The sequence below is a fragment of the Mycobacterium sp. IS-1556 genome (genome assembly GCF_001499985.1).
Classification (GTDB): domain Bacteria; phylum Actinomycetota; class Actinomycetes; order Mycobacteriales; family Mycobacteriaceae; genus Mycobacterium.
Genome location: NZ_LQIM01000040.1, coordinates 195,888 through 217,643, shown reverse-complemented (window position 1 = coordinate 217,643; position 21,756 = coordinate 195,888). Strand labels below are relative to the sequence as shown.

Annotated in this window: 24 protein-coding genes; 16 read left to right on the top strand and 8 right to left on the bottom strand. The window is 68.6% G+C overall.

What is annotated here, in order from left to right:
* The first annotated feature begins 93 nt into the window (after positions 1-93).
* Genes AU187_RS22780 through nhaA form a run of 5 tightly spaced genes read left to right on the top strand, consistent with a single transcriptional unit; the run spans position 94 to position 5,418 of the window.
* A complete protein-coding gene (locus AU187_RS22780; RefSeq protein ID WP_059156969.1) occupies positions 94-870 on the top strand; it encodes an SDR family NAD(P)-dependent oxidoreductase in 777 nt (258 codons plus the stop codon).
* Between the two features lie 12 nt (positions 871-882).
* On the top strand, positions 883-1,782 hold the full coding sequence (locus AU187_RS22775) for a hypothetical protein (protein WP_059167322.1): 900 nt from the start codon (positions 883-885) through the stop codon (positions 1,780-1,782).
* Positions 1,775-2,446, top strand: coding sequence for a TrmH family RNA methyltransferase (locus AU187_RS22770; RefSeq protein WP_059099315.1), 672 nt, complete (start codon positions 1,775-1,777; stop codon positions 2,444-2,446). Before AU187_RS22775 ends, AU187_RS22770 begins: the two co-directional genes overlap by 8 nt.
* Before the next feature lie 15 nt (positions 2,447-2,461).
* Positions 2,462-3,565 carry a glycoside hydrolase family 76 protein gene (locus tag AU187_RS22765; protein WP_059099314.1) on the top strand — a complete coding sequence of 368 codons (1,104 nt, stop codon included), beginning with the start codon at positions 2,462-2,464 and terminating at the stop codon, positions 3,563-3,565.
* Positions 3,562-5,418 (top strand): Na+/H+ antiporter NhaA, encoded by a 1,857-nt coding sequence (gene nhaA / locus AU187_RS22760; RefSeq protein WP_502687788.1) that lies wholly within the window; start codon positions 3,562-3,564, stop codon positions 5,416-5,418. Before AU187_RS22765 ends, nhaA begins: the two co-directional genes overlap by 4 nt.
* On the opposite strand, the gene AU187_RS22755 is transcribed toward nhaA, so the two are convergent.
* Positions 5,415-6,098 (bottom strand): DedA family protein, encoded by a 684-nt coding sequence (locus AU187_RS22755; protein ID WP_059099333.1) that lies wholly within the window; start codon positions 6,096-6,098, stop codon positions 5,415-5,417. The two genes, nhaA and AU187_RS22755, sit on opposite strands and share 4 nt — an antisense overlap.
* Positions 6,099-6,251: 153 nt before the next feature.
* On the opposite strand from AU187_RS22755, the gene fbaA reads away from it, so the two are divergent.
* The gene (fbaA, locus tag AU187_RS22750) at positions 6,252-7,292 is read left to right on the top strand and encodes a class II fructose-bisphosphate aldolase (protein WP_059099312.1); all 1,041 of its coding nucleotides are present in this window, start codon (positions 6,252-6,254) and stop codon (positions 7,290-7,292) included.
* A gap of 19 nt (positions 7,293-7,311) precedes the next feature.
* Here the strand turns inward: fbaA and AU187_RS22745 are convergent, their stop codons facing one another.
* Positions 7,312-8,202, bottom strand: a complete 891-nt coding sequence (locus AU187_RS22745) for an Rv0361 family membrane protein (RefSeq protein WP_059099311.1) — start codon at positions 8,200-8,202, stop codon at positions 7,312-7,314.
* Positions 8,203-8,318: 116 nt separating this feature from the next.
* Between AU187_RS22745 and AU187_RS22740 the strand changes: the two genes are divergently transcribed.
* The gene (locus AU187_RS22740) at positions 8,319-8,735 is read left to right on the top strand and encodes a DUF3151 domain-containing protein (protein ID WP_059099310.1); all 417 of its coding nucleotides are present in this window, start codon (positions 8,319-8,321) and stop codon (positions 8,733-8,735) included.
* Here AU187_RS22740 and AU187_RS22735 read toward each other — a convergent pair whose 3' ends face one another.
* The 3 genes from AU187_RS22735 to AU187_RS22725 all read right to left on the bottom strand — a co-directional run bounded on the left by AU187_RS22735 (position 8,736) and on the right by AU187_RS22725 (position 11,144).
* Positions 8,736-9,626: a cation diffusion facilitator family transporter gene (locus tag AU187_RS22735; RefSeq protein WP_059099309.1), complete on the bottom strand. Its 891-nt coding sequence runs from the start codon at positions 9,624-9,626 to the stop codon at positions 8,736-8,738.
* Positions 9,627-9,669: 43 nt separating this feature from the next.
* The gene (locus tag AU187_RS22730; protein ID WP_059099308.1) at positions 9,670-10,449 is read right to left on the bottom strand and encodes a site-2 protease family protein; all 780 of its coding nucleotides are present in this window, start codon (positions 10,447-10,449) and stop codon (positions 9,670-9,672) included.
* Between the two features lie 116 nt (positions 10,450-10,565).
* Positions 10,566-11,144: a hypothetical protein gene (locus AU187_RS22725; protein WP_059167335.1), complete on the bottom strand. Its 579-nt coding sequence runs from the start codon at positions 11,142-11,144 to the stop codon at positions 10,566-10,568.
* 79 nt (positions 11,145-11,223) lie between these two features.
* On the opposite strand from AU187_RS22725, the gene AU187_RS22720 reads away from it, so the two are divergent.
* From AU187_RS22720 to AU187_RS22710, 3 genes are all read left to right on the top strand, one after another.
* A complete protein-coding gene (locus tag AU187_RS22720; RefSeq protein ID WP_059099307.1) occupies positions 11,224-12,519 on the top strand; it encodes an adenylosuccinate synthase in 1,296 nt (431 codons plus the stop codon).
* Positions 12,516-13,151 carry a PaaI family thioesterase gene (locus AU187_RS22715; RefSeq protein ID WP_059167321.1) on the top strand — a complete coding sequence of 212 codons (636 nt, stop codon included), beginning with the start codon at positions 12,516-12,518 and terminating at the stop codon, positions 13,149-13,151. Before AU187_RS22720 ends, AU187_RS22715 begins: the two co-directional genes overlap by 4 nt.
* A 91-nt stretch (positions 13,152-13,242) precedes the next feature.
* Positions 13,243-13,914: a hypothetical protein gene (locus AU187_RS22710; RefSeq protein ID WP_059167320.1), complete on the top strand. Its 672-nt coding sequence runs from the start codon at positions 13,243-13,245 to the stop codon at positions 13,912-13,914.
* Here AU187_RS22710 and AU187_RS22705 read toward each other — a convergent pair.
* From AU187_RS22705 to AU187_RS22695, 3 genes are read right to left on the bottom strand one after another with little or no spacing between them, the layout of a single operon-like run.
* Positions 13,911-14,102, bottom strand: coding sequence for a ferredoxin (locus tag AU187_RS22705; protein ID WP_059099305.1), 192 nt, complete (start codon positions 14,100-14,102; stop codon positions 13,911-13,913). The two genes, AU187_RS22710 and AU187_RS22705, sit on opposite strands and share 4 nt — an antisense overlap.
* Before the next feature lie 4 nt (positions 14,103-14,106).
* The gene (locus AU187_RS22700; RefSeq protein ID WP_059167319.1) at positions 14,107-15,315 is read right to left on the bottom strand and encodes a cytochrome P450; all 1,209 of its coding nucleotides are present in this window, start codon (positions 15,313-15,315) and stop codon (positions 14,107-14,109) included.
* Between the two features lie 53 nt (positions 15,316-15,368).
* On the bottom strand, positions 15,369-17,387 hold the full coding sequence (locus AU187_RS22695) for an MMPL family transporter (protein ID WP_059167318.1): 2,019 nt from the start codon (positions 17,385-17,387) through the stop codon (positions 15,369-15,371).
* Positions 17,388-17,442: 55 nt separating this feature from the next.
* Between AU187_RS22695 and AU187_RS22690 the strand changes: the two genes are divergently transcribed.
* From AU187_RS22690 to AU187_RS22665, 6 genes are read left to right on the top strand one after another with little or no spacing between them, the layout of a single operon-like run.
* Entirely contained in the window at positions 17,443-17,928 is a 486-nt protein-coding gene (locus tag AU187_RS22690) for a MarR family winged helix-turn-helix transcriptional regulator (protein WP_502687787.1), read from the top strand.
* A gap of 27 nt (positions 17,929-17,955) precedes the next feature.
* Positions 17,956-19,215 (top strand): formate-dependent phosphoribosylglycinamide formyltransferase, encoded by a 1,260-nt coding sequence (gene purT, locus AU187_RS22685; protein ID WP_059167316.1) that lies wholly within the window; start codon positions 17,956-17,958, stop codon positions 19,213-19,215.
* A gap of 3 nt (positions 19,216-19,218) precedes the next feature.
* On the top strand, positions 19,219-19,677 hold the full coding sequence (locus tag AU187_RS22680) for an Rv0361 family membrane protein (RefSeq protein ID WP_059167315.1): 459 nt from the start codon (positions 19,219-19,221) through the stop codon (positions 19,675-19,677).
* A gap of 20 nt (positions 19,678-19,697) precedes the next feature.
* On the top strand, positions 19,698-20,111 hold the full coding sequence (locus AU187_RS22675; RefSeq protein WP_059167314.1) for a rhodanese-like domain-containing protein: 414 nt from the start codon (positions 19,698-19,700) through the stop codon (positions 20,109-20,111).
* Positions 20,108-21,334 carry an O-succinylhomoserine sulfhydrylase gene (locus AU187_RS22670; protein ID WP_059167313.1) on the top strand — a complete coding sequence of 409 codons (1,227 nt, stop codon included), beginning with the start codon at positions 20,108-20,110 and terminating at the stop codon, positions 21,332-21,334. Before AU187_RS22675 ends, AU187_RS22670 begins: the two co-directional genes overlap by 4 nt.
* A complete protein-coding gene (locus AU187_RS22665; RefSeq protein ID WP_059099297.1) occupies positions 21,335-21,754 on the top strand; it encodes a hypothetical protein in 420 nt (139 codons plus the stop codon).
* The last annotated feature ends 2 nt before the right edge of the window (positions 21,755-21,756 follow it).

Below are 21,756 nucleotides of genomic sequence, written 5' to 3'. Positions count from 1 at the left end.
ATCCGGAGATTACTTACCGCTGATAGTGCGGCAACCGCCGTCGCGCAACGGACGGCAGTCGCCGCACTATCAGCGGTAAGTAATCTCTAGAGCATGTCTCGCCCCGTCGCACTGATCACCGGGCCGACGTCCGGCATCGGCGCGGGTTTCGCCCGCAGGTACGCCCGCGACGGTCACGACCTGGTCCTCGTCGCCCGCGACGGAGCGCGACTCGAGCGCCTGGCCGCCGAACTGCGCGACGAAACCGGCGCGGACGTCGAGGTGCTCACCGCCGACCTCGCCGAGGCCGCCGACCGGGCCAAGGTCGCCGACCGGTTGGCCGCCGGCGTGCGGGTGTTGGTCAACAACGCGGGGTTCGGCACCTCCGGGGAGTTCTGGACCGCCGACCTCGCGCTGCTGCAGTCGCAGCTGGACGTCAACGTCACCGCGGTCATGGAGCTGACGCACGCCGCGCTGCCGCCGATGCTGGCCGCGCACCGGGGCACGGTGATCAACGTCGCCAGCGTCGCCGGCCTGCTGCCCGGCCGCGGTTCGACGTATTCGGCGTCCAAGGCGTGGGTGATCGCGTTTTCCGAAGGCCTCGCCAACGGCCTGGGCGGCACCGGCGTCGGCGTGCACGCACTCTGTCCGGGCTTCGTCCGCACCGAGTTCCACCAGCGCGCCGGTATCGACATGGACGGCACGCCGTCGTGGTTCTGGCTCGAAGTCGACGACGTGGTGCGCGAGACAATGGCGGGCGTGGCCAAGAACAAGGTGGTCATCGTGCCCGGCCTGCAGTACAAGGCTTTGACCGTCGGCGGGCGGCTCGTGCCGCGAAACCTGGTGCGAGCGATGACGAAAGTCGTCGGCCGTGGCCGCAGCAGGACGTAGAGCTTGCCTCACGTGCGTGCCCTGACCGCAGCGCTGGCAGCGATCATCGTCGTCGCGGCCTGTTCGTGTTCCACTGACGACCGGTTGGAGCGGCCCTACGCCGCGCAGACCGCGACCATCGGCGAATCGCTTGCGACGCTGGGCTGGAACATGTCGGTGTCGAACCTGCGTTTCGACGGCGACTACGTCTTGTTCGACGTCGACGCGTCACCATCGGAGCCCGGCGGCGCGCACACCAAGCCCGAAGACATCCGGTTCGGCCTCTACGGTGCCCTCGCACACCCGATCGAGGCCAACGCGATCGGAGCGTGCCGCGATGTGACCAACCTTGAGGTGCAACCACTTTCGGCTCCGACGCCGGACCGCCTCACCGGCACGGTATGCATCGGGCCGGCGCGCGACCAGGTGCAGGTGCGAGGCGTGTACGCCTACTCGCCGAGCGACCGGGTGCCGGGCACCACTATCGCGCACCCGTTGGCGTTCCCCGTCGGGCTGCCCGCGGTCAGGGACAACGACACCGGGCTGTCGCTCGAGACCACGAGCCTCGACGCGTTCCGCGCCGACGGCGCCATGCTCGACGCGACGGCGCTCGGCGACCCGAACGCGTTCACCGGCAACGGCTACATGTTGATCGGCCTCGAGATCAGCGCCCTGGCCGAGCAGTACCGCGACGTCTCCGAGCAGCGTGGCGGGCCCGCGATGGTGTTGGTGTCGCCGACGCTGCCCCCACCCGGACTCAACCACGCGTGCGACATCTACGGCGATTCGGTGCTGGTGCTGCCCGACGCCTCCCGCGACGCGGTCCAGGTTCGTGCGTCGCTGTGCACCCAGGGAGAGATCAACAGAGCCCTGCTGTATGCGACGGTTTCGCTGGTCGGCACGCATGCCGCGCTGTGGACCGAGGATGCCTGAGCCGCCGGGCCAGGATGTCGCCGCCGCGCCTCCGGGACCGACGGAGTGGGGTGAGGGCCCCGGCGTAGGTCCGTGGCCCGGCCCGCCGCCTGACGACCCGCGCTACGACCCCGTGCTGCTGCGCGACGGTGACACCCGCAACGTCGTTGACGCATACCGGTATTGGACGCAGGAGGCGATCATCGCCGACATCGATACCCGCAGACACCCGTTGCACATTGCGATCGAGAACTTCGGCAACGACGCCAACATCGGCGCGGTGGTGCGCACCGCCAACGCGTTCGCCGTCCACACCGTGCACATCGTCGGCAGACGGCGCTGGAACCGCCGCGGCGCGATGGTGACCGATCGCTATCAGCGACTGCGCCACCACGACACCACCGCCGCACTGCTCGCGTTCGCCGCCGAGGCCGGCCTCACCGTCGTCGCCGTCGACAACATCCCGGGCGCCGCGCGTCTCGAGACCACCTCGCTGCCGCGGGACTGCCTGCTGATCTTCGGCCAGGAGGGGCCCGGCATCACCGACGAGGCGAGGGCCGGCGCCGCGCTGACCGTGTCCATCGCCCAGTTCGGCTCGACCCGCAGCATCAACGCCGGCGTCGCCGCCGGTATCGCGATGCACACCTGGATCACTCAACACGGGGACCTTTCGGCGGCCTGGTAGGGCAGGATCGACACCATGGATCAGCTCTGGGCCAACCGCGCAACCAGCGCTGAGGCCGCGATCGCCAAGCGACACCTCAAACGGCTGTGGGGCTTGCCCGGCACACAACTGGGCGTGGTCGCCTGGCCCGCGGCGCGGCAGCACCGACTGTTCGGCACGTGGCACTACTGGTGGCAGGCGCATCTGCTGGACAACCTCGTCGACGCGCAGGTGCGCGACCCGCGACCCGAGCGGCAGAAGATGATCGTCCGCCAGATCCGCACGCACCGGTTGCGCAACAACCTGCGGTGGACCAACGACTACTACGACGACATGGCGTGGCTGGCGCTGGCGCTCGAACGCGCAGCCAGGCTGGCGGGGGTGCAGCGACCGAAGGCGCTCGAGAAACTGGCCGATCAGTTCGTCAACGCCTGGGTGCCCGAGGACGGCGGCGGCATCCCGTGGCGCAAGCAGGACCAGTTCTTCAACGCCCCGGCCAACGGCCCGGCAGCGATCTTCCTGGCCCGCTACGACGACCGGTTGCGTCGCGCCCAGCAGATGTCGGACTGGATCGACGAGACCCTGATCGACCCGGACACCCACCTGGTGTTCGACGGGATCAAGGGCGGCTCGCTGGTGCGCGCCCAGTACACGTACTGCCAGGGCGTGGTGCTGGGCCTGGAAACCGAACTGGCCGCGCGCACCGATGACCCCGACCACGCCAGGCGGGTGCACCGGCTGGTCGCGGCGGTCGCCGAAAACATGGCGCCCGACGGTGTCATCAAGGGCGCCGGTGGCGGCGACGGCGGCCTGTTCAACGGCATCCTGGCGCGCTATCTCGCACTGGTCGCGACCACGTTGCCGCAGCACGACGACGACGACGGCGCGGCCCGTGACACCGCCCGCTCACTGGTGCTGGGTTCCGCGGAGGCGGCGTGGCAGAACCGCCAGACCGTCGACGGGCTGCCCCTGTTCAGCGCGTTCTGGGAGCGCACCGCCGAAATCCCCACCGCCGCAGGCAGTCAGGCGCAGTTCGTCGAGGGTGCGGTCAACGCCTCCGAGGTGCCCGAGCGCGACCTGTCGGTGCAGCTGTCGGGATGGATGCTGATGGAAGCCGCCCACGCCGTGACCGAGGAGTGAGCGCCTCGCACTCGGTTCCGCGGATCGTCCGCCTGCTGCCGACACGGTTCAGCCGCGACGCCAAGGCGGTCAAGACCGAGGAGAACACGGCGGCCGCCCTGCTGCTGCTCTTCACGATCGCCGCGCTCGTTTGGGCGAATTCGCCGTGGGCGCATGGTTATTGGGCGTTTCTCGATACCCACGTCGGGTTCACCTTCGCCGAGCACCGCTTCGAGCTGACCGTCAAACATCTGGTCAACGACGGGCTGATGGCGTTCTTCTTCTTCATCGTCGGGCTCGAGGTGAAGCACGAATTCGCGATCGGTGAGCTGACCGACCGGGCCAGGGCGGCGGTGCCGGTGGTGGCGGCCATCGCCGGACTGGCGGTGCCCGCCGCGATCTTCCTGATGTTCAATCCGTCCGGCGAGAACGCCGAGGCGTGGGGTGTGGTGATATCCACCGACACCGCGTTTCTGATCGGTGCGCTGGCGGTCATCAAGCCGAAGTTCCCGGCGCGGCTACGGATCTTCCTGCTGACCTTGGCCGTCGTCGACGACGTCGGCGCGCTCGGCGTGATCGCGCTGTTCTACTCCGACCGCATCAGCGTTGCGCCGCTTGCGGTCTCGATCGCAATCATCGTGGCGCTCGCGCTGGTGCAGTTCCTGCCGGCGGCGCGCGGCCCCGCCTACGCCGCGCTCGGCTTCGCGCTGTGGATCGGGCTGTTCATGGCCGGTGTACACCCGACGCTGGCGGGCGTCGCCGTGGCGCTGCTGATCCCGGTGTACTCGCCGGAGCGCAGCCAGGTCGAGGAGGTCGTCGCGCGCATCCGCGCGTTCCGGCAGTCGCCGAACTCGCGTTACGCCCGCGAGGTGACCCGCGGCCTGCGGGATTCGATCTCGATCAACGAACGCCTGCAGACCGGCGTGCGGCCGTATGTGTCCTTCGTGGTGCTGCCGCTGTTCGCGTTGGTCAACGCCGGGGTGGTGCTCGATGCGGCCGGCGTGTCGGCGGCCCTGCGTTCGCCGCTGACATGGGGCATCGTCGTCGGTCTGGTGGTCGGCAAGTTCGTCGGCATCACCACCTCGACGTGGGTGATGCGGCGCAGCGGTGTCGGCGAACTGGCGCCAGGACTGACGTTGCGCCGGATCGCCGGCGGTGCTGCGCTGTCGGGAATCGGTTTCACGATCTCGCTTTTCATCGTCGACATCGCGATCGACGACCCCGGGCGCCAGGAGCAGGCGATCATCGGCGTGCTGATCGCCTCGGTGGTCGCATTCCTGCTCGGGTGGGCGATCTTCCGCATCACCGACTGGCTCAGCCCGCCGGACCCGGTCGGGCTGAAACTGCTGCGGCCGATCGACCCGGACCGTGACCACATCAAGGGAGATCCCGACGCCCCGCTGACGCTCGTGGAGTACGGCGACTTCGAGTGCCCGTTCTGCAGCCGGGCCACCGGTGCGATCGACGAAGTGCGCGACCACTTCGGCGCCGAACTGCGCTATGTGTGGCGTCATCTGCCGCTGGAACGTGCCCACCCGCGCGCGTTCGACGCCGCGCGCGCAAGCGAGGCAGCCGCGGCGCAGGGCAGATTCTGGGAGATGGCCAGGGAGCTGTTCGGCCACCAGGACGACCTGGAGTGGTCGGACATGTACCGCTACGCGGTGGCGGCGGGCTGCGACATCGAGCGGTTCGACCAGGACGTGCGCGCGCACCCGTCGAAGGCGTTGCACCACGTGCAGGACGACGCGCAGGACGCGGAGCTGATGGACCTGAACTCGACGCCGACGTTCTTCGTCAACGGCAAGCGGCACAGGGGCCCGTTCGACGCCGCCAGCCTGATCCGCGCGCTCGAGAGCGGTCGAGTCGGCCGTTAGCCCGGCTGCTCGCCGGAGTCGACCGGCGGCGCCGCGATCCCGGCCCGCTTGGCGGCCCGGCGCCGCTTGAACCACTCGATGAACATCGGCAGCACGGAGACCACCACGATCGCGATGACGATCGGCTCCAGCAGTTTCTGGATGATCTCGAACCGGCCGAGCCAGTAGCCCAGCAGCGTCAGCCCGACGCCCCAGACGACCGCGCCGATCACGTTGAACAGCGTGAAGGCCCCGTAGTTCATCCGGGCGGCGCCGGCGGTCAGCGGTGCGAGCGTGCGCACGATCGGCACGAACCGGGCGATGACGATCGCGAACGGGCCGCGTTGTTCGAAGAACACGTGTGCTTCTTCGAGGTACTTCTGTTTCAGGAACCGCGCATCCGGCTTGAACATCGCGGTGCCGAGGTTGCGGCCGATCCAGTAGCCGACCTGGCCGCCCAGGATGGCGGCGATCGGGATGAACACCAGCAGCTGCCACAGCTGGAAGTTGATGACCTCGCCGCCGCCTTCGGCCAACGCGGCCGTACCGGCAGCCAGCATGCCCGCCACGAACAGCAGCGAGTCACCGGGCAGAATCGGGAACAACACCCCCGACTCGACGAAGATGACCACCAGCAGCCCGACCAGCGCCCACGTGCCGAAGTAGCCGAGCAGCGTCATCGGGTCGAGGAAGTCCGGCATCAGCGCCAGCTGGTCGGTCGCCGCGAGGGCCGAGATGGTCACAGTGCCCCAAGATACCGGCCAGCGCGTGCCGGCCCCGGTATCGCATGGTCTTGGCCATGTGAGGTGGGCCGTTCGGTGGGATAATCGCCGAAACCGCCGAGAGGACCGCTCATGGCCATCGCAACGCCCGAGGTGTACGCGGAGATGCTCGGCCGGGCCAAGGAGCACGGGTTCGCGTTTCCGGCCATCAACTGCACGTCGTCGGAGTCCGTAAACGCCGCGATCAAGGGCTTCGCCGACGCCGCCAGTGACGGCATCATCCAATTCTCCACCGGCGGAGCCGAATTCGCCTCCGGCCTGGGTGTCAAGGACATGGTCACCGGTGCGGTCGCGCTGGCCGAGTTCGCCCACGTCGTCGCCGCGAAGTATCCGATCACCGTCGCGCTGCACACCGACCACTGTCCGAAGGACAAGCTCGACACCTATGTCCGGCCGCTGCTGACGATCTCACAGCAACGCGTCTCCGAGGGCGGTCAGCCGCTGTTCCAGTCGCACATGTGGGACGGGTCAGCGGTGCCGATCGACGAGAACCTCGAGATCGCCCGTGAACTGCTCAAGGAGGCCGCCGCGGCGAAGATCATCCTGGAGATCGAGATCGGCGTGGTCGGCGGTGAGGAAGACGGCGTGGCGCACGAGATCAACGACAAGCTCTACACCACCGCAGAGGATTTCGAGAAGACGGTCGAGGCGCTCGGCGCGGGCGAACACGGCAGATACCTGTTGGCGGCGACGTTCGGCAATGTGCACGGCGTGTACAAGCCCGGCAACGTCAAACTGCGGCCCGAGGTGCTCGCCGAGGGACAGAAGGTCGCGGCCGCCAAGCTCGGATTAGCCTCGGATGCAAAGCCTTTCGACTTCGTCTTCCACGGGGGTTCGGGTTCGCTGAAGTCCGAGATCGAGGATTCGCTCCGCTATGGCGTGGTGAAGATGAACGTCGACACCGACACCCAGTACGCATTCACCCGGCCCGTCGCGGCGCACATGTTCACCAACTACGACGGCGTGCTGAAGATCGACGGGGAGGTCGGGGACAAGAAGGCCTACGACCCGCGCAGCTATCTGAAGAAGGCGGAGGCGTCGATGACCGAACGCGTCATCGAGGCGTGCCGGGATCTGCACAGCGCCGGTCGTTCGGTCACCGCAAACCAGTGAAGCAAACCAGTGAAGTCGCCTATTGGGGCGCTTGGCAGATCTTCCACTGGTCGTCGCGGAACTCCAGGTCGAAGCTTCGGGTCGACCGGACCGCAGGTGCGTACGCCATGAAAGCGGTGACGTTCGCCTCGGCGTGATCGCCGTTGATCACCACCTGGTCGATGCTGGCGACCACCGGATACTGTTTGGTCTTGCTCACCCGCTCGTGGATCTCCGCCCAGGTCTTGTCGTCGTACTTGACGTAGCTGTCCCGTTTGCTTCCGCAGGTGATACCGCGCAGCTTCGCCAGATCACCGCTCTGGATCGCCGTGTCGAACTCCTCGATGGCGGCGCGGACCATCTCCTCCTGCGACGCCCTCGGTTGCGAGTCCCGGGTGAGCAGCACGGTGCCGAGCACCGCGATCGCGACCAGCGCGGCGATGACCAGCACCACAGCCACCACCCAGCCCCAGCTGCGGCGCTGCGCAGGTGGCTTGGGCGCCTCGCCACGCGCCGGAATGACTTGCGGGGCAACGGGTTTCTGCTGTCCCGCCACTTCGGAGGGGGAGGCGAACACCTCGGTGGCCGGTTCGGCCGGGGTGTCGATCCGCTGCGTCGTGCCCGCGTCGAAACCCGACGGCGCGGTGAATCGGCGCTCACCCTCCTGGATGTGCGGCGCCTCCGCTGTCTGCGGTTGGGCGGCCGCCATGACCTCGGTCGCGGGTTCGTGGTCACCGTGCTGCTCGATCACCTCGGTCGCCGGTTCCGGATCGTGCGAGCCCTCTGCCTCCGGGGCGTCGTCGACGGCTGCCTCGTCGCCTGTGGAATCCGCGGGCTCGGGCGCTTCGGGGTTCTCGGAGGCTTCAATGTCCGAAGCGTCCGGCGCGGCCGAGACGTCTTCCGGCTGGTCAGGCCCTGATGGGTTCGACATGCCTGCTGCGGTCCTCCCTTACGACGCTACGGCGGGAAGCTTAGTCACTGGTCCGGCCCGTCGCTCGAACCCGTGCGCCCATCGGTGCCGGTGACGTGCACGGCACAATGGGGGCCATGACACGGATGGGTGATCTCCTGGGTCCGGATCCGGTGCTGCTGCCGGGCGACAGCGACGCCGAGGCCGAACTCGCCGCGGGCGAGAACCCGGCGATCGTGGCGGCCGCACATCCGTCGGCCTCGGTCGCGTGGGCGACGCTGGCCGAGGAGGCGCTGGCCGACGACAGGGCCATCACCGCGTACGCCTACGCACGCACCGGCTACCACCGCGGGCTGGATCAGTTGCGGCGCAACGGGTGGAAGGGTTTCGGTCCCGTGCCCTTCCGTCACGAGCCCAACCGCGGCTTCCTGCGCTGTGTGGCCGCGCTGGCGCGCGCGGCCGACGCGATCGGCGAGACCGACGAGAACCAGCGCTGCCTCGATTTGCTCGACGACTGCGACCCGTCGGCGCGGGCCGAACTCGGGCTTGCCTGACTACTCCGCTTCACACCTGCAGTCGGTGTCGCCGTCGGGCGGTTCCACCTGAACCGTCGAATGGTCCAGCCCGCGCGCGGTGAGCACCGCGCGCGCGTCGTCGAGCACCAAGGCCGAGTCCCGGTCGCTGGTCAGGTGCGCGGTCACCATGTCCTTACCGGGGACCAACGTCCACACGTGCAGGTCGTGCACCTCGGTCACGCCTTCGACGGCGCACAACGCGGTGCGTAGCTCCTCGACGTCGATGTGGGTGGGCGACGACTCCGACAGGATGCGCAACGCCGCGCGTGCCAGCGAGATCGCCCGCGGCAGCACCCACAGCGCCACGAACACGGCGACCACGACGTCGGCGTACGGCCAGCCCGTCGTGACCGTGACGATGCCCGCGATCAGCACGCCGATGCTGCCGACCGTGTCGGCGACGACCTCCATGTAGGCGCCGCGGACGGCCAGGCTGTTCTCCGAATGCGCCCGCAAGAGCAGGACGACGACCGCGTTGGCCACCAGACCCGCCAACGCGACGACGATCATCGGCACGCCCGGCACCTCCGGCGCGTCGCCGAGGCGCTCGAACGCCTCCGAGAGGATGAACACCGCCATCCCCAGCAACAGCACCGCGTTGGCCACGGCGGTGAAGACCTCGGCGCGATGCCAGCCGTACGTGCGGGCGGGTGAGGCGCTGCCGTGGCGGGCGAGCAGCACCGCGGTCAGGCCCATGAACATCGCGACCAGGTCCGTGAGCATGTGGCCTGCGTCGGCCAGCAGCGCGATGGAATTGATCAGCAGCGCGGTGATCAGCTCGAGCGCGAAGAACCCGGTCAGGATCGCCGCGGCGATGACCATCCGGCTGACGCGGGTGTCACGCTGACTGTGATCGTGGCCGGCACCCATGCCAGCAATCTATGCAAAACTTCGCATATGTCGCAAGTGGCGATCAGAACCAGGCCGACCAGAACCTTGTCAACGAATTGCCTGCGCCGACCAGCTGGCGCGGCACGTCGGAGATGTCGAAGAACCACAGCACGATGTCCCAGAACCACTGGTTGAGCCCGGGCGCCAGCAGCAAGAGCAGCAGGATGAAGAACCCCCACTGCTTTGCGGGTTGCAGCGCCCGCTGCGTGTCGGGGCTCAGGTGGGGTTCCAGCGCGCCGTAGCCGTCCAGGCCGGGGATCGGCAGCATGTTGAGCACGAACGCCGTCACCTGGAGGAACCCGAGGAAGGCCACACCGGCCCAGAACACCGAACGCTCCGAGTCGCGCAGCAGCGCGGTCAGAGCCAACAGCAGCACCGCGAACACCAGGTTGGTGCCCGGACCTGCGAGGCTCACCAGAGACTTCTGACGCTTGGTCATGAACGACGTGCGCACCCAAACCGCCCCGCCCGGCAGCCCGATTCCGCCGATCGCGATGATCAGCACCGGAAGCCCAATCGACAGCAGCGGATTCGAGTACTTCAGCGGGTTCAGCGTCAGATAGCCGCGGACTGGGACGTCGTGGTCACCGAACTTCCACGCGGTGTATGCGTGCGCGAACTCGTGCAGGCACAGAGTCACCACCCAGCCGGCGATGACGAAGACGAACACGCCGACGTAGGCGAGCGCTTCGACCTTGTCCGCTGACAGCCACGCCAGCACACCGCCGACCACCGTTGTCGCGACGATCGCCAGGAAGATCGGGCTCGGCCGCACCGACTGATGCAGCGGATGGATCGTCACCTCACGAAACCTACCGCTTCGCCGAAACCGACGTAATGGCGGAAAAATGCGGGTGGATTCCGCCATTGCGTCGGTCTCGTCGAGTCGTTGAAGCGACCCGCAGCCTCGGCGGGTGGCTACCCGACCCGCAGCCACCCTTCGGTGTGCCGGTAGAACGTCGAACGCTTCACCGGCCGGGCCGCAGGCACACCGTCGCGGACGACGCGGGCGCCGCTGGTGCCGAGCTGGGCGGCGCGGCCCGCGGCCCAGCGCCGCGGCCCGGCCCCGACGACGGCCGCACGCAAGCCGGGCATGGTGTCCGTCGGCTCGATGCGCACCGCGGGCACCGTGCCGTCGAACAGCACGGTGTCGTCGACGACGGCCTCGCCGTGCAGCGGTTGTCCGGCCGGTTCGCCCCGCCACTCGGCGGCGCCGACGATCACCGCGCCGGCGTCGTCGCGGATGAGCGGAACCCGGGCCGCGCTGCCGCGCAGGGCCCGTCGCGCCTGCCACGGGCGCCGCACGTGCGCCACCTCGACGCCGAGCCGGTCGGTGCGCATCAGCCGGGTCAGCACTGTCGCCAGGTCGGCGTCGGAGCCGACCACGATCAGGCGTCGGCAGGGTGTGTCGGGGTCCTCGGCGACGGGCAGAGCCCGCAGCGCGCGAGGTGGTCGCCGGCCGCCGAACAGCAACACCACGACGTCAGTGGCGTTCAACGCGGCTCCTCGCATACGGCTGGGATAAGGTAGCTCACCGGCTGCACAGTGTTGATGCAGATTATCGGGAGACCTAGCTATGCCGGCAATCGTGCTCATCGGCGCGCAATGGGGCGACGAGGGCAAAGGAAAAGCCACCGACCTACTCGGTGGGCGCGTCCAGTGGGTCGTGCGGTACCAGGGCGGCAACAACGCCGGCCACACCGTCGTCCTGCCGACGGGGGAGAACTTCGCCCTCCACCTGATCCCGTCGGGGATCCTCACGCCCGGCGTCACCAACGTCATCGGCAACGGTGTGGTGGTCGATCCCGGTGTGCTGCTCACCGAGCTGCAGGGGCTGGTCGACCGTGGTGTCGACACCGAGCGGCTGCTGATCTCGGCGGACGCGCACCTGCTGATGCCGTATCACGTCGCGATCGACAAGGTCGTGGAGCGCTACGCCGGCAGCAAGAAGATCGGCACCACCGGCCGCGGCATCGGCCCCTGCTACCAGGACAAGATCGCCCGGATCGGGATCCGGATGGCCGACGTGCTCGACCCGGTTCTGCTGGCCGAAAAGATCGACGCCGCACTGGAATTCAAGAACCAGGTGCTGGTCAAGATCTACAACCGCAAGGCGCTCGACGCCGCGGAGGTGGTCGACAACCTGCTCAACCAGGCCGAGGGCTTCAAACACCGCATCGCCGACACCCGCTACCTGCTCAACACGGCGTTGGAAAAAGGCGAGACGGTGCTGCTGGAGGGCTCCCAGGGCACCCTGCTCGACGTCGACCACGGCACGTATCCCTTTGTGACATCGTCCAATCCGACAGCGGGTGGCGCCGCGGTGGGCTCCGGTATCGGACCGACGCGGATCACCACCGTGCTCGGCATCCTCAAGGCCTACACGACGCGGGTCGGCTCGGGGCCGTTCCCGACCGAACTGTTCGACGCCAACGGTGAGTACCTGTCCAAGACCGGCGGCGAATTCGGCGTGACCACCGGCCGGCGGCGCCGCTGCGGATGGTTCGACGCGGTGATCGCCCGGTATGCCACCCGGGTCAACGGCATCACCGACTACTTCCTCACCAAGCTCGACGTGCTCTCCAGCCTCGAAACCGTGCCGGTCTGCGTCGGATACCGTGTCCACGGCCAGCGTCTGGACGACATGCCGATGACCCAGTCCGACATCGCCCACGCCGAACCCATCTACGAGGAACTGCCCGGCTGGTGGGAGGACATCTCCGGCGCCCGCGAATTCGAGGACCTGCCCGCCAAGGCTCGCGACTATGTGTTGCGGGTGGAAGAGCTTGCCGGAGCGCATGTCTCGTGCATCGGCGTCGGGCCAGGCCGGGACCAGACCATCGTGCGCCGCGACATCCTGGCGCGCCCGTGACCGACGATCCCCACCTCGTCGACCCCGACTACGACAAACACGGCGGCTTCCCGAATTTTCAACGCGCCCAACCCGGTCCGGGCTTCGGCCGGTTCCTCGCGGCGATGCGCCGGGCGCAGGACCTCGCCGTGTCCGCCGATCCTGACAGCGACACCTGGGACGAGGCCGCCGATCAGGCCGAGGCGCTGGTCGCGTTGCTCGACCCGTTCGAAGCGGCCGAAGGCGTCGGCCCGGCCAACCGCGTGCCGTCGCTTCCCGGCGCGGGCAGCCTGCTGATGCCGCCGTACCGGAAGGTGCGGCTCGACTCGAACGGTGTGGACCTCAAGGTGCAGTTCAGCCGGTACCACGTCGGCGGCAACCACGCCGTACACGGTGGGGTGCTGCCGTTGCTGTTCGATTCCGTGTTCGGCATGGTGATTCACGCCGTCGGACGTCCGATCAGCCGCACCGGTTTCCTGCATGTCGACTACCGCAAGGTGACCCCGATCGACACCGAGTTGACGGCGCGTGGCTGGCTGCGTGAGGCCGACGGGCGCAAGGCCTTCGTCAACGCCGAGTTGCGAGATCCCGAGGACAACCTGCTCGCCGAGGCGAACGGATTGATGATCCAGCTGCTCGCCGGCCAGCCGTGAACCCCTGCGCCGAGACTGCGGACAGATCGCGATCTGGCGCACATTCGCGATCTGTCCGCAGTTTCGATCGCAGACCTGACACCATGACCGCGTGGCGACCCATCCTGCCGATCGGCATCTGCGACGGCTGACGACCCCGCGCGCGGCGGCGCTGGCGGGCGTGTTGTTCGCGCTGCTGTTCGGCACCGCGCTGGTGCTCGTCCGCATCGCGGTGCCCGCAGGCGCCGAGCCGGGGTCGCAGTGGATCGCCGGGGCCAGCGGCCAGCTACGGCTGTCGGCGATCCTGACGCCGTTCGCGGGCATCGCGTTCCTGTGGTTCATCGGCGTGATCCGCGACGGGTTCGGGCGCTACGAGGACAAGTTCTTCTCGTCGGTGTTCATCGGCAGCGGCCTGCTGTTTCTGGCGATGACGTTCGCGACGTCGGCGGTGGGCGCCGGGCTGGTCGCCAGCAGGGCGGACCAGGCCGACGTCACGTCCCGCGATCAGGTGGCGGACTTCGGTATCGCGATGCTCGAAGTCCTCAGCACCACATACGGATTGCGGATGGCGGCGGTGTTCATGATCTCGCTGGCCACCATCTGGCTGCGGACCAACCTGATGCCGCCCTGGCTGGTCGCCGTCACGTATGTGACCGCTCTCGTGCTCCTCGTCGCAGCGGACGTCAGCATGTGGCTGGTGCTGGCCTTCCCCGTCTGGGTGCTGGTGGTCAGCGTGCTGCTGCTGGTACGCGCCGGCGTGCTCGACCTCGACCGCACCGACTAGTCGATCAACCGCAAAGCCTGTGAGGGGCAGAGCTTCACGGCCTCGCGGGCATGGTCGAGTTCGTCGTCGGGCACCTCATCCACCAGCACCACCACGATCCCGTCGTCGTCCTGGTCGAACACGGCGTCGGCCGACATCACGCAGTTGCCCGCCTGAATGCACACGTCACGGTCGGCCTGCACCCTCATGCCGTCACCTCCAGTCGACTGACAACGACTTCAAACCGTAGATGAAATGAAATGACCGGAACTGCACATCGGCGAAATCCTCCGCCAGCCGCAGTGCCGGGAAGCGTTGCAGCACAGCGGGAAACGCCACCTGCATCTCCATCCGGGCCAGCGGCGCGCCAAGGCAGTGGTGCACGCCGTGGCCGAACGCCAGATGCCCGGCGGCACCGCGGCCGATGTCCAGAATGTCGGGGGCGTCGATGAAGTCGGGATCGCGGTTACCCGACGGCAGCGATACGAACACCAGTTGTCCGGCCGGGATCCGAACACCCGCGATCTCGACGTCGGTGGTGGTCATCCGCGGGATGGCGGTGTGCACGATGGACAACCAGCGCAGCAGCTCCTCGACCGCGGGGGCGACCGCGTCGGGATTGTCGCGCACCGCGGCGAGCTGTTCGGGATGTCGCAGCAGCGCGAGGGTGCCGAGGCCCAGCATGTTGGAGGTGGTCTCATGGCCCGCCAGTAGCAACAGCCCGGCGATGCCGACGAGCTCGTCGTCGGTGAGCTCGGTGCCGTGTTCGCGCACCAGCATTCCGAGGATGTCATCACCCGGATCCTGGCGCGCGCGTTCGACCAGCGACCGCATGTACGCGCGGCCGGCCCGCTGCAACTCGAACCGCTCGGCGACAGGCAGAGACAGGTCGAGTTGGCGCGCGCTGCGGTGCTGGAAGTCGTCGCGGTCCTCGTAGGGCACCCCGAGCAGCTCGCAGATCACCAGCGACGGGACCGGCAGCGCGAAGTGCTCGACGAGATCGGCGGGCGCACCGGCACTTTCCATCAGGTCCAGCTGCGCGTCGACGATCTCGACGATGCGCGGCTGCAGCCGCTTGATCCGCCGGATCGTGAACTCCGGGGTGAGCATGCGCCGCAGCCGCTGGTGTTCGGGTGGGTCCAGCCCGAGCAGGTTGCCCGCCCGGGAACGGGCCAGCTCGTCCTCGGAAAGCGTTGGTGCGCCGGGGAGGACGAAGCCCGGCGGGCGGCCGTTGGAGAAACGCTCGTGATCCGAGAGCACCTCTTTGGCGTCGTCGTGCCGGGTGATCAGGTAGACCGTCATGCCGAACGCATTGGACACGGTGCGCACGCCGGTGGTCTCGCGGATCTCGCCCAACTCCGGCGTCGGGGCGAAGGCGTCGCGACGCATGTGCAGAGGCGGCCGTTCGGGCGCTTGCGTCATGACACGACGTTACAGGCGCGGCGCCGTCGCCGAGATCGACGTTATGGTCGTTTTCACTCACGCAAATCGACCGAAACGTCGGTTTCGGCGACCCGGCCCCGCAGCGCGGGCCACCAGATGCGCGGCCCGATGAGCGTGAACAGCGCCGGGATGATCACCGTGCGCACGACGAACGTGTCGAGCAGGATGCCGAGGCCGACGATGATGCCGACCTGCGTCAGCACGATCAGCGGCAGCACCCCGAGCACGCAGAACACCGCGGCCAGCACGATGCCCGCGCTGGTGATCACCGCGCCGGTGGCCGACACCGCGCGGACGATCCCATTGCGCGTGCCGTGTTCGGGGGTCTCCTCGCGGGCCCGGGTGACCAAGAAGATCGTGTAGTCCACGCCGAGCGCCACCAGGAACAGGAACGCGAACAGCGGCGCGGTGTTGTCCAGCGCAGGGAAACCGAACAGGTGAACGCTGGCCCAGCCGCCCAGGCCCAGCGCGGCCAGCGCGCTCAACACGGTCACCGCCACCAGGATCAGCGGGGCCAGCGCTGCGCGCAGCAACACGTACAGCACGACCAGCACCACGACCAGGATGGCCGGTATCACCACCAGCCTGTCGCGGGACGCGGCGGCGCTGGCGTCGCGCGCGGTGGCATCGGAGCCGCCGACCAGCGCTTCAGGATCGGCGCCGCGCACTGAGTTGCGCAGTGCGTCAATGGTTTCGAAGGCACGGTCCGAAGCCGGCTCGGCGTCGAGCACCACCGACCATTGGGTCAGCCCACCGGGACTCTGTCCGGCCGGGTGCGCCGAGACGACACCAGGGGTTTCGGTGATCGCGCGCTGCACCGCCGCGGCGCGGTCCGTCGCCGCGATGACGCGGGTCGGGTCGGTGAGGCCGCTGGGGAAGTGGTCGGCCAGCGTCTCGTATGCGCTGACCGATTCGGCCTGCACCCGGAACTGCTCGGTCTGCGACAGCCCGACCGGGGTGCTCGAGATCCCGAGGGACAACACCGCCAGGGCGGCCACCGTCACCGCGGCGACGCGTCCGGGCCTGCGAGCCACCGCCTCGGCGATGCGGTGCCAGACGCCGCTGTCGGTGAGCGGTTCGGCCCCGACAGCCGGGACGAACGGCCAGAACAGCCGCTTGCCGAACAGGCTCAGCAGCGGCGGCAAAACGAGCATCACGAACACCGCGGCCACGATCAGGCCGGCAGCCGCCTGCACGCCGAGGCTGCGCACGCTCGGCGACGACGCGAACACCAGCGTGAGCAGGGCCAGCACCACCGTGGCATTGCTGGCGACGATCGCCGGACCGGCCCGGCGTACCGCGGTGCCCAGCGCGTCGCGGTGGTTCTCCGTACGGCCCAGTTCCTCGCGGTACCGCGAGATGAGCAGCAGCGCGTAGTTGGTGCCCGCACCGAAGACCAGCACGCTGGTGATGCCCGACGTCGAACCGTCCGGGGTCATGCCGAAGCCCTGGGCGACCGCGCTGCCCAGCACCGCTGCCACCCGGTCGGCGAAACCGATCACCGCCAGCGGCACCAGCCACAGGACAGGGGAGCGGTAGGTGATGATCAGCAGCAGCGCCACCACGGCCGCGGTGACGGCCAGCAGCGTGAAATTGGCTCCGGAGAACGAGTCCGCGATGTCGGCGCCGAACGCCGGGCCGCCGGTGACCTCGCTGCGCAGGTCTGCGGGCAGGCCGTCGGCGGCCGCCGCACGCAGCTTCTCGACCTCGTCGGTGAGTGCGAACCCGGTCAGGTCGGCATCCAGCGGCACGACCGCCAGTGCGGCAACGCCGTCGGCCGACACCTGGGCCGCGGGCCACCTCTGCTTGACGGCGGCGACGTCGTCCGGGCGCAGCGGCGCGCCGTCGTCGCGGGTGATCACGACTATCGCCGGAACCCGGTCGCCGCCCGAGAACTGCGCCCGCAGCGCGTCGACGCGCGCCGACTCGGCGGAGTCGGGCACGGGTACCGGTGATCGCGCGCTCGAGTCGTCGCTGCCGACAAGCGCCATCAGGGCGCCGGAGACCAGCACGACGAGAACCGCGAGTACCCAGGAGATGCGCCGGGACATGCCGACGAATATTTCAGATACTTAACGACCAGGCAAACGGCCTATGCTTTCGATCGTGCCGGAGGACCGCGACGCGCTCGAGGCGACGATCGCCGCCGATGTGCGCGCGATCAACGCCGAATCCGACGGCATCGGCAGGCTGTTCGCGAGCCGACACGACGTCGCCGCCAACGACTTTCGCGCTCTGCTGTATGTGATGGTCGCAGAGACGCAGGGGTCCCCGTTGACGGCCGGAGACCTGCGCAAACGGATGGGAATGTCGGCCGCGGCGATCACGTACCTCGTCGAGCGGATGATCGCCTCCGGGCACTTCCGGCGGGAGTCCGACCCCCTTGACCGCCGCAAGGTGATCCTTCGGGTGGCCGATCACGGAATGGATGTCGCGCGAGGGTTTTTCACCCCGCTGGCCGAACGCACGCACGACGCGCTGGCCGGGCTGTCCGATGCCGAGTTGGCCGCGGCGCACCGCACGTTCACCGCCCTCATCGACGCCATGCGCCAATTCCGTGGGCAGCTCGACCAGTCTGCTCTCTCGAACTGAGTCGACGTCTGGCAGGCTGGACGCGCGATGAGTGACACCCCTGACAACCAGACGCCGCTCGACGCCGGTGACGCGGTGACCGGACCGGAACCTGCCGCCGGGACGGCCGGTCCGTCCTCGGTGATGCTGCTCGGCTCGGGCGAACTGAGCCGCGAGTTGGCGCTGGCGTTCCAGCGGCTCGGCGCCGAGGTCATCGCGGTCGACCGCTACGCCGACGCCCCGGCACACGGGGTGGCCGACCGCCCGATCGTCGCCAAGATGAACGACGCCGAGGTGCTGTCGGCGCTGATCGAGAAGGAGAACCCGCGTTACCTGGTGGCCGAGGCGGGCCTGATCGCGGCCGATGCGCTGATCACGGTCGCCGAACGCGGCGAGGTCGAGGTGTTCCCGACCCCCCGCAGCACCCGGCTGTCGCTGGATCGGGAGGGCCTGCGCAGGTTGGCCGCCGACGAGCTCGGGTTGCCCACCGCGCCGTTCTGGTTCGCGGGCTCGACCGAGGAACTCACCGCGATCGCGCAGCACGCCGGTTTTCCATTGGTGGTCAAGCCGATCGCCTCGGCCCCCGGCGAAGGCGAGTCGGTGCTGGTACGCCCGGAGGATGTCGAACCCGCCTGGCAGCGCGCCGTTGCCGCCGGCCGGATGCCGCACAACCGGGTGATGGTCGAGTCGGTGGTGGAGGTCGACTTCGAGGTCACGCTGCTGACGATCCGCACCGTCGGGCCGACGGGACCCGCGGTGCACTTCTGCGAGCCGATCGGGCACCGCCAAGCGGACGGCGATGTCCTCGAGTCGTGGCAGCCGCAGCGGTTGGCGCCGGCCGCGCTGGACGCCGCGAAGTCGATCGGCGCGCGCATCGTGAATTCGCTGGGCGGCCGCGGCGTGTTCGGTGTCGAGCTGCTGGTGAGCGGTGACGAGGTCTACTTCGACAACGTCCGCCCGCGACCGCACGACAGCGGCCTGGTCACGCTGCGCTCGCAGCGACTCTCGGAATTCGAGTTGCATGCCCGCGCGATCCTGGGGCTGCCCGTCGACACCATCATGATCTCGCCGGCCGCCGCGGAGGTCAGCTATGCCGGGGCGGAGGCGAACCCGGCGATCGGGGGCGACCCCCAGGCGGTGCTCGCCGACGCTCTCACCGTCGCCGAGAGCGACGTCCGGCTGTTCAACCGTCCCGACGAGACCGAGGCCAGGCGGCGACTCGCGGTGGCGCTGGCCACCGCGCCCGATCCGATCGTCGCCCGGGACCGCGCCCGGCGCGTCACCGCCGCGTTGCGCCGGCTCTGGTAGCCCGTGACAGACGCCACGCCAGACCCCGAGTCGGAACCCGCCGACCGATCGACCGCGGCACCGTTCCTGATCGCGCTCACAATCTTTGTGCTCGTGGTGATCGCAATCGGCCTGCTGAATCTCTTCGAGGACGACGAGCCGCCCGCCGATCAGCAGGTCGCCCGGGCCGCGGTCGGGCAGAACGACGCGCTGCAGCGGCAGAACTACTCCGACTTCCGCGGCTACACGTGTCCGGCCCACGCCGGTACTGAGACGGAAGTGCTCGCAGCGCAACGCAATTCGGTTGACCAGCGCGGTGAGCGGTTCGTCGACGACGTCACCGATGTGAAGATCGACGCGGACCGCGCGACCGCCACGGTGACGTATCACTTCGACAAGGCCCCGGACGAGAAGAAAGCGGTCGAGATGACCTTCGTGCGCGACGGCGATGCGTGGAAGGTCTGTTCCCCCGGACCCAAGTAGCTGTGGGACACTCAACGATCGTGAGTTATGCCGGAGACATCACGCCCGAGGAGGCATGGTCACTGCTGGCCGGCACCCCCGACGCCGTGCTGGTGGACTGCCGCACCGACGCCGAGTGGCGCTTCGTCGGCGTGCCCGACCTGTCCTCGCTGCAGCGCGATGTCGTGTTCATCGAATGGAATCGCGTCGACGGCACGCACAACGAGTCGTTCGTCGAAGAGCTGAAGTCGGCGGGAATCACCCCCGGGGAAAGGCCGGTGGTGTTCCTGTGTCGGTCCGGTAACCGGTCGATCGGCGCCGCCGAGGCCGCTACCGAGGCGGGCATCGCGCCGTCGTACAACGTGCTCGACGGCTTCGAGGGCAACCTCGACCAGAATCGCCATCGCGGCCGCACCGGGTGGAAGGCCGTCGGCCTGCCCTGGAAGCAGTCATGACTTCTGGCCCGGAGAACCCCGTGCCGTCCGTCCGAACACCCGCGGAACTGCCCGACGGCGTCAGCCAGGCCACCATCGGCGTGCGCGGCGGGCTGTTGCGGTCGGAGTTCGAAGAGACGGCCGAGGGGTTGTTCCTCACCTCGGGGTACGTCTACTCCTCCGCTGCCGAGGCGGAGAGGGCGTTCACCGGTGAAAGCGACCGCTATGTCTACTCCCGCTACGGCAACCCGACGATCTCGATGTTCGAGGAGCGCTTGCGGCTGATCGAAGGCGCGCCTGCCTGTTTCGCGACGGCGTCGGGGATGGCGGCGGTGTTCACGTCGCTGGGGGCGTTGCTGGCGGCCGGCGACCGGCTGGTCGCCGCGCGCAGCCTGTTCGGGTCGTGCTTCGTCGTCTGCAACGAGATCCTGCCGCGCTGGGGTGTGGAGACGGTGTTCGTCGACGGCGACGACCTGTCGCAGTGGGAAGAGGCGCTCTCGGTGCCGACGGCGGCGGTGTTCTTCGAGACGCCGTCCAACCCGATGCAGCAGCTGGTGGACATCGCCGCGGTATGCGACCTCGCCCACGCCGCGGGCGCAAAAGTCGTGCTGGACAACGTGTTCGCGACGCCGATCCTGCAGCAGGGTTTCCCGTTGGGGGCCGACGTCGTCGTGTACTCCGGCACCAAGCACATCGACGGGCAGGGGCGTGTGCTCGGCGGCGCGATCCTGGGCGACAAGGCCTACATCGACGAGCCGGTGCAGAAGCTGATGCGTCACACCGGGCCCGCGCTGAGCCCGTTCAACGCGTGGACGCTGCTCAAAGGCCTGGAGACGATGGCGGTTCGGGTGGATTACCAGAACGCGTCGGCGCAGCGTATCGCCGAGTTCCTGGAGAAGCACCCGTCGGTCAGCTGGGTGCGCTATCCGTTCCTGGAATCCCATCCGCAGTACGACCTGGCCAAGCGCCAGATGACCGGGGGCGGAACGGTGGTCACGTTCGAGCTCAAGGGTGGCAGCAAGGAGCGGGCGTTCGAGGTGCTCGACAAACTGCGCATCATCGACATCTCGAACAATCTGGGCGACGCCAAGTCCCTGATCACCCACCCCGCGACCACCACACACCGCGCGATGGGGCCGGAGGGCCGCGCGGCCATCGGGCTCGGCGACGGCGTGGTGCGAATCTCGGTGGGGTTGGAGGGAACTGACGATCTGCTCAACGACCTGGACCAGGCGCTCGCGTAGGTGTCCAAGCGCAGCGATGCGAAGAAGGCGCGCCGGCGCAAGCGGCAGGCCGCCCGCAACGAGCGGTGGGTTCCCGACGGCGTGATGGAGGCGCTGACCGAGCAGACCGCGACGGCGGCGGTGCTGGAGGCATTCGACGCGCGAATCACAGAGCGGGGCTGGGTGTTCGACGACGAGCTCTCCGATGAGGAGTCGGCGTTGTGGTTCTATCCGCCGTCGCACGCCGACGTGCCCGATGAGGATCTCGTCAACGTGACGACGATCGTGCTGACCGCTGACGACGCCGCGGACGTCGCACATGTGGTGTTCGTGGGCACTGCCGACGACTATCAGTTCGGCCTCGAGGAACTGTTCGACTGTGTGGAGGTCATCGAGGGCTATCGGCTGGGAGATCCAGCGCCGACGTTCCCCGACGCTTAGCG

What these genes read in the sequence shown, in the direction of transcription:
- AU187_RS22735 (WP_059099309.1), bottom strand. Translation starts at nt 9,626, where the DNA reads ATGGGTGCCGGCCACGATCACAGTCAGCGTGACACCCGCGTCAGCCGG.
- fbaA (WP_059099312.1), top strand. Translation starts at nt 6,252, where the DNA reads ATGGCCATCGCAACGCCCGAGGTGTACGCGGAGATGCTCGGCCGGGCC.
- AU187_RS22695 (WP_059167318.1), bottom strand. Translation starts at nt 17,387, where the DNA reads ATGTCCCGGCGCATCTCCTGGGTACTCGCGGTTCTCGTCGTGCTGGTC.
- AU187_RS22720 (WP_059099307.1), top strand. Translation starts at nt 11,224, where the DNA reads ATGCCGGCAATCGTGCTCATCGGCGCGCAATGGGGCGACGAGGGCAAA.
- AU187_RS22780 (WP_059156969.1), top strand. Translation starts at nt 94, where the DNA reads ATGTCTCGCCCCGTCGCACTGATCACCGGGCCGACGTCCGGCATCGGC.
- AU187_RS22755 (WP_059099333.1), bottom strand. Translation starts at nt 6,098, where the DNA reads ATGCCGGACTTCCTCGACCCGATGACGCTGCTCGGCTACTTCGGCACG.
- AU187_RS22745 (WP_059099311.1), bottom strand. Translation starts at nt 8,202, where the DNA reads ATGTCGAACCCATCAGGGCCTGACCAGCCGGAAGACGTCTCGGCCGCG.
- AU187_RS22765 (WP_059099314.1), top strand. Translation starts at nt 2,462, where the DNA reads ATGGATCAGCTCTGGGCCAACCGCGCAACCAGCGCTGAGGCCGCGATC.
- AU187_RS22740 (WP_059099310.1), top strand. Translation starts at nt 8,319, where the DNA reads ATGACACGGATGGGTGATCTCCTGGGTCCGGATCCGGTGCTGCTGCCG.
- AU187_RS22700 (WP_059167319.1), bottom strand. Translation starts at nt 15,315, where the DNA reads ATGACGCAAGCGCCCGAACGGCCGCCTCTGCACATGCGTCGCGACGCC.
- purT (WP_059167316.1), top strand. Translation starts at nt 17,956, where the DNA reads ATGAGTGACACCCCTGACAACCAGACGCCGCTCGACGCCGGTGACGCG.
- AU187_RS22705 (WP_059099305.1), bottom strand. Translation starts at nt 14,102, where the DNA reads ATGAGGGTGCAGGCCGACCGTGACGTGTGCATTCAGGCGGGCAACTGC.
- AU187_RS22770 (WP_059099315.1), top strand. Translation starts at nt 1,775, where the DNA reads ATGCCTGAGCCGCCGGGCCAGGATGTCGCCGCCGCGCCTCCGGGACCG.
- AU187_RS22670 (WP_059167313.1), top strand. Translation starts at nt 20,108, where the DNA reads ATGACTTCTGGCCCGGAGAACCCCGTGCCGTCCGTCCGAACACCCGCG.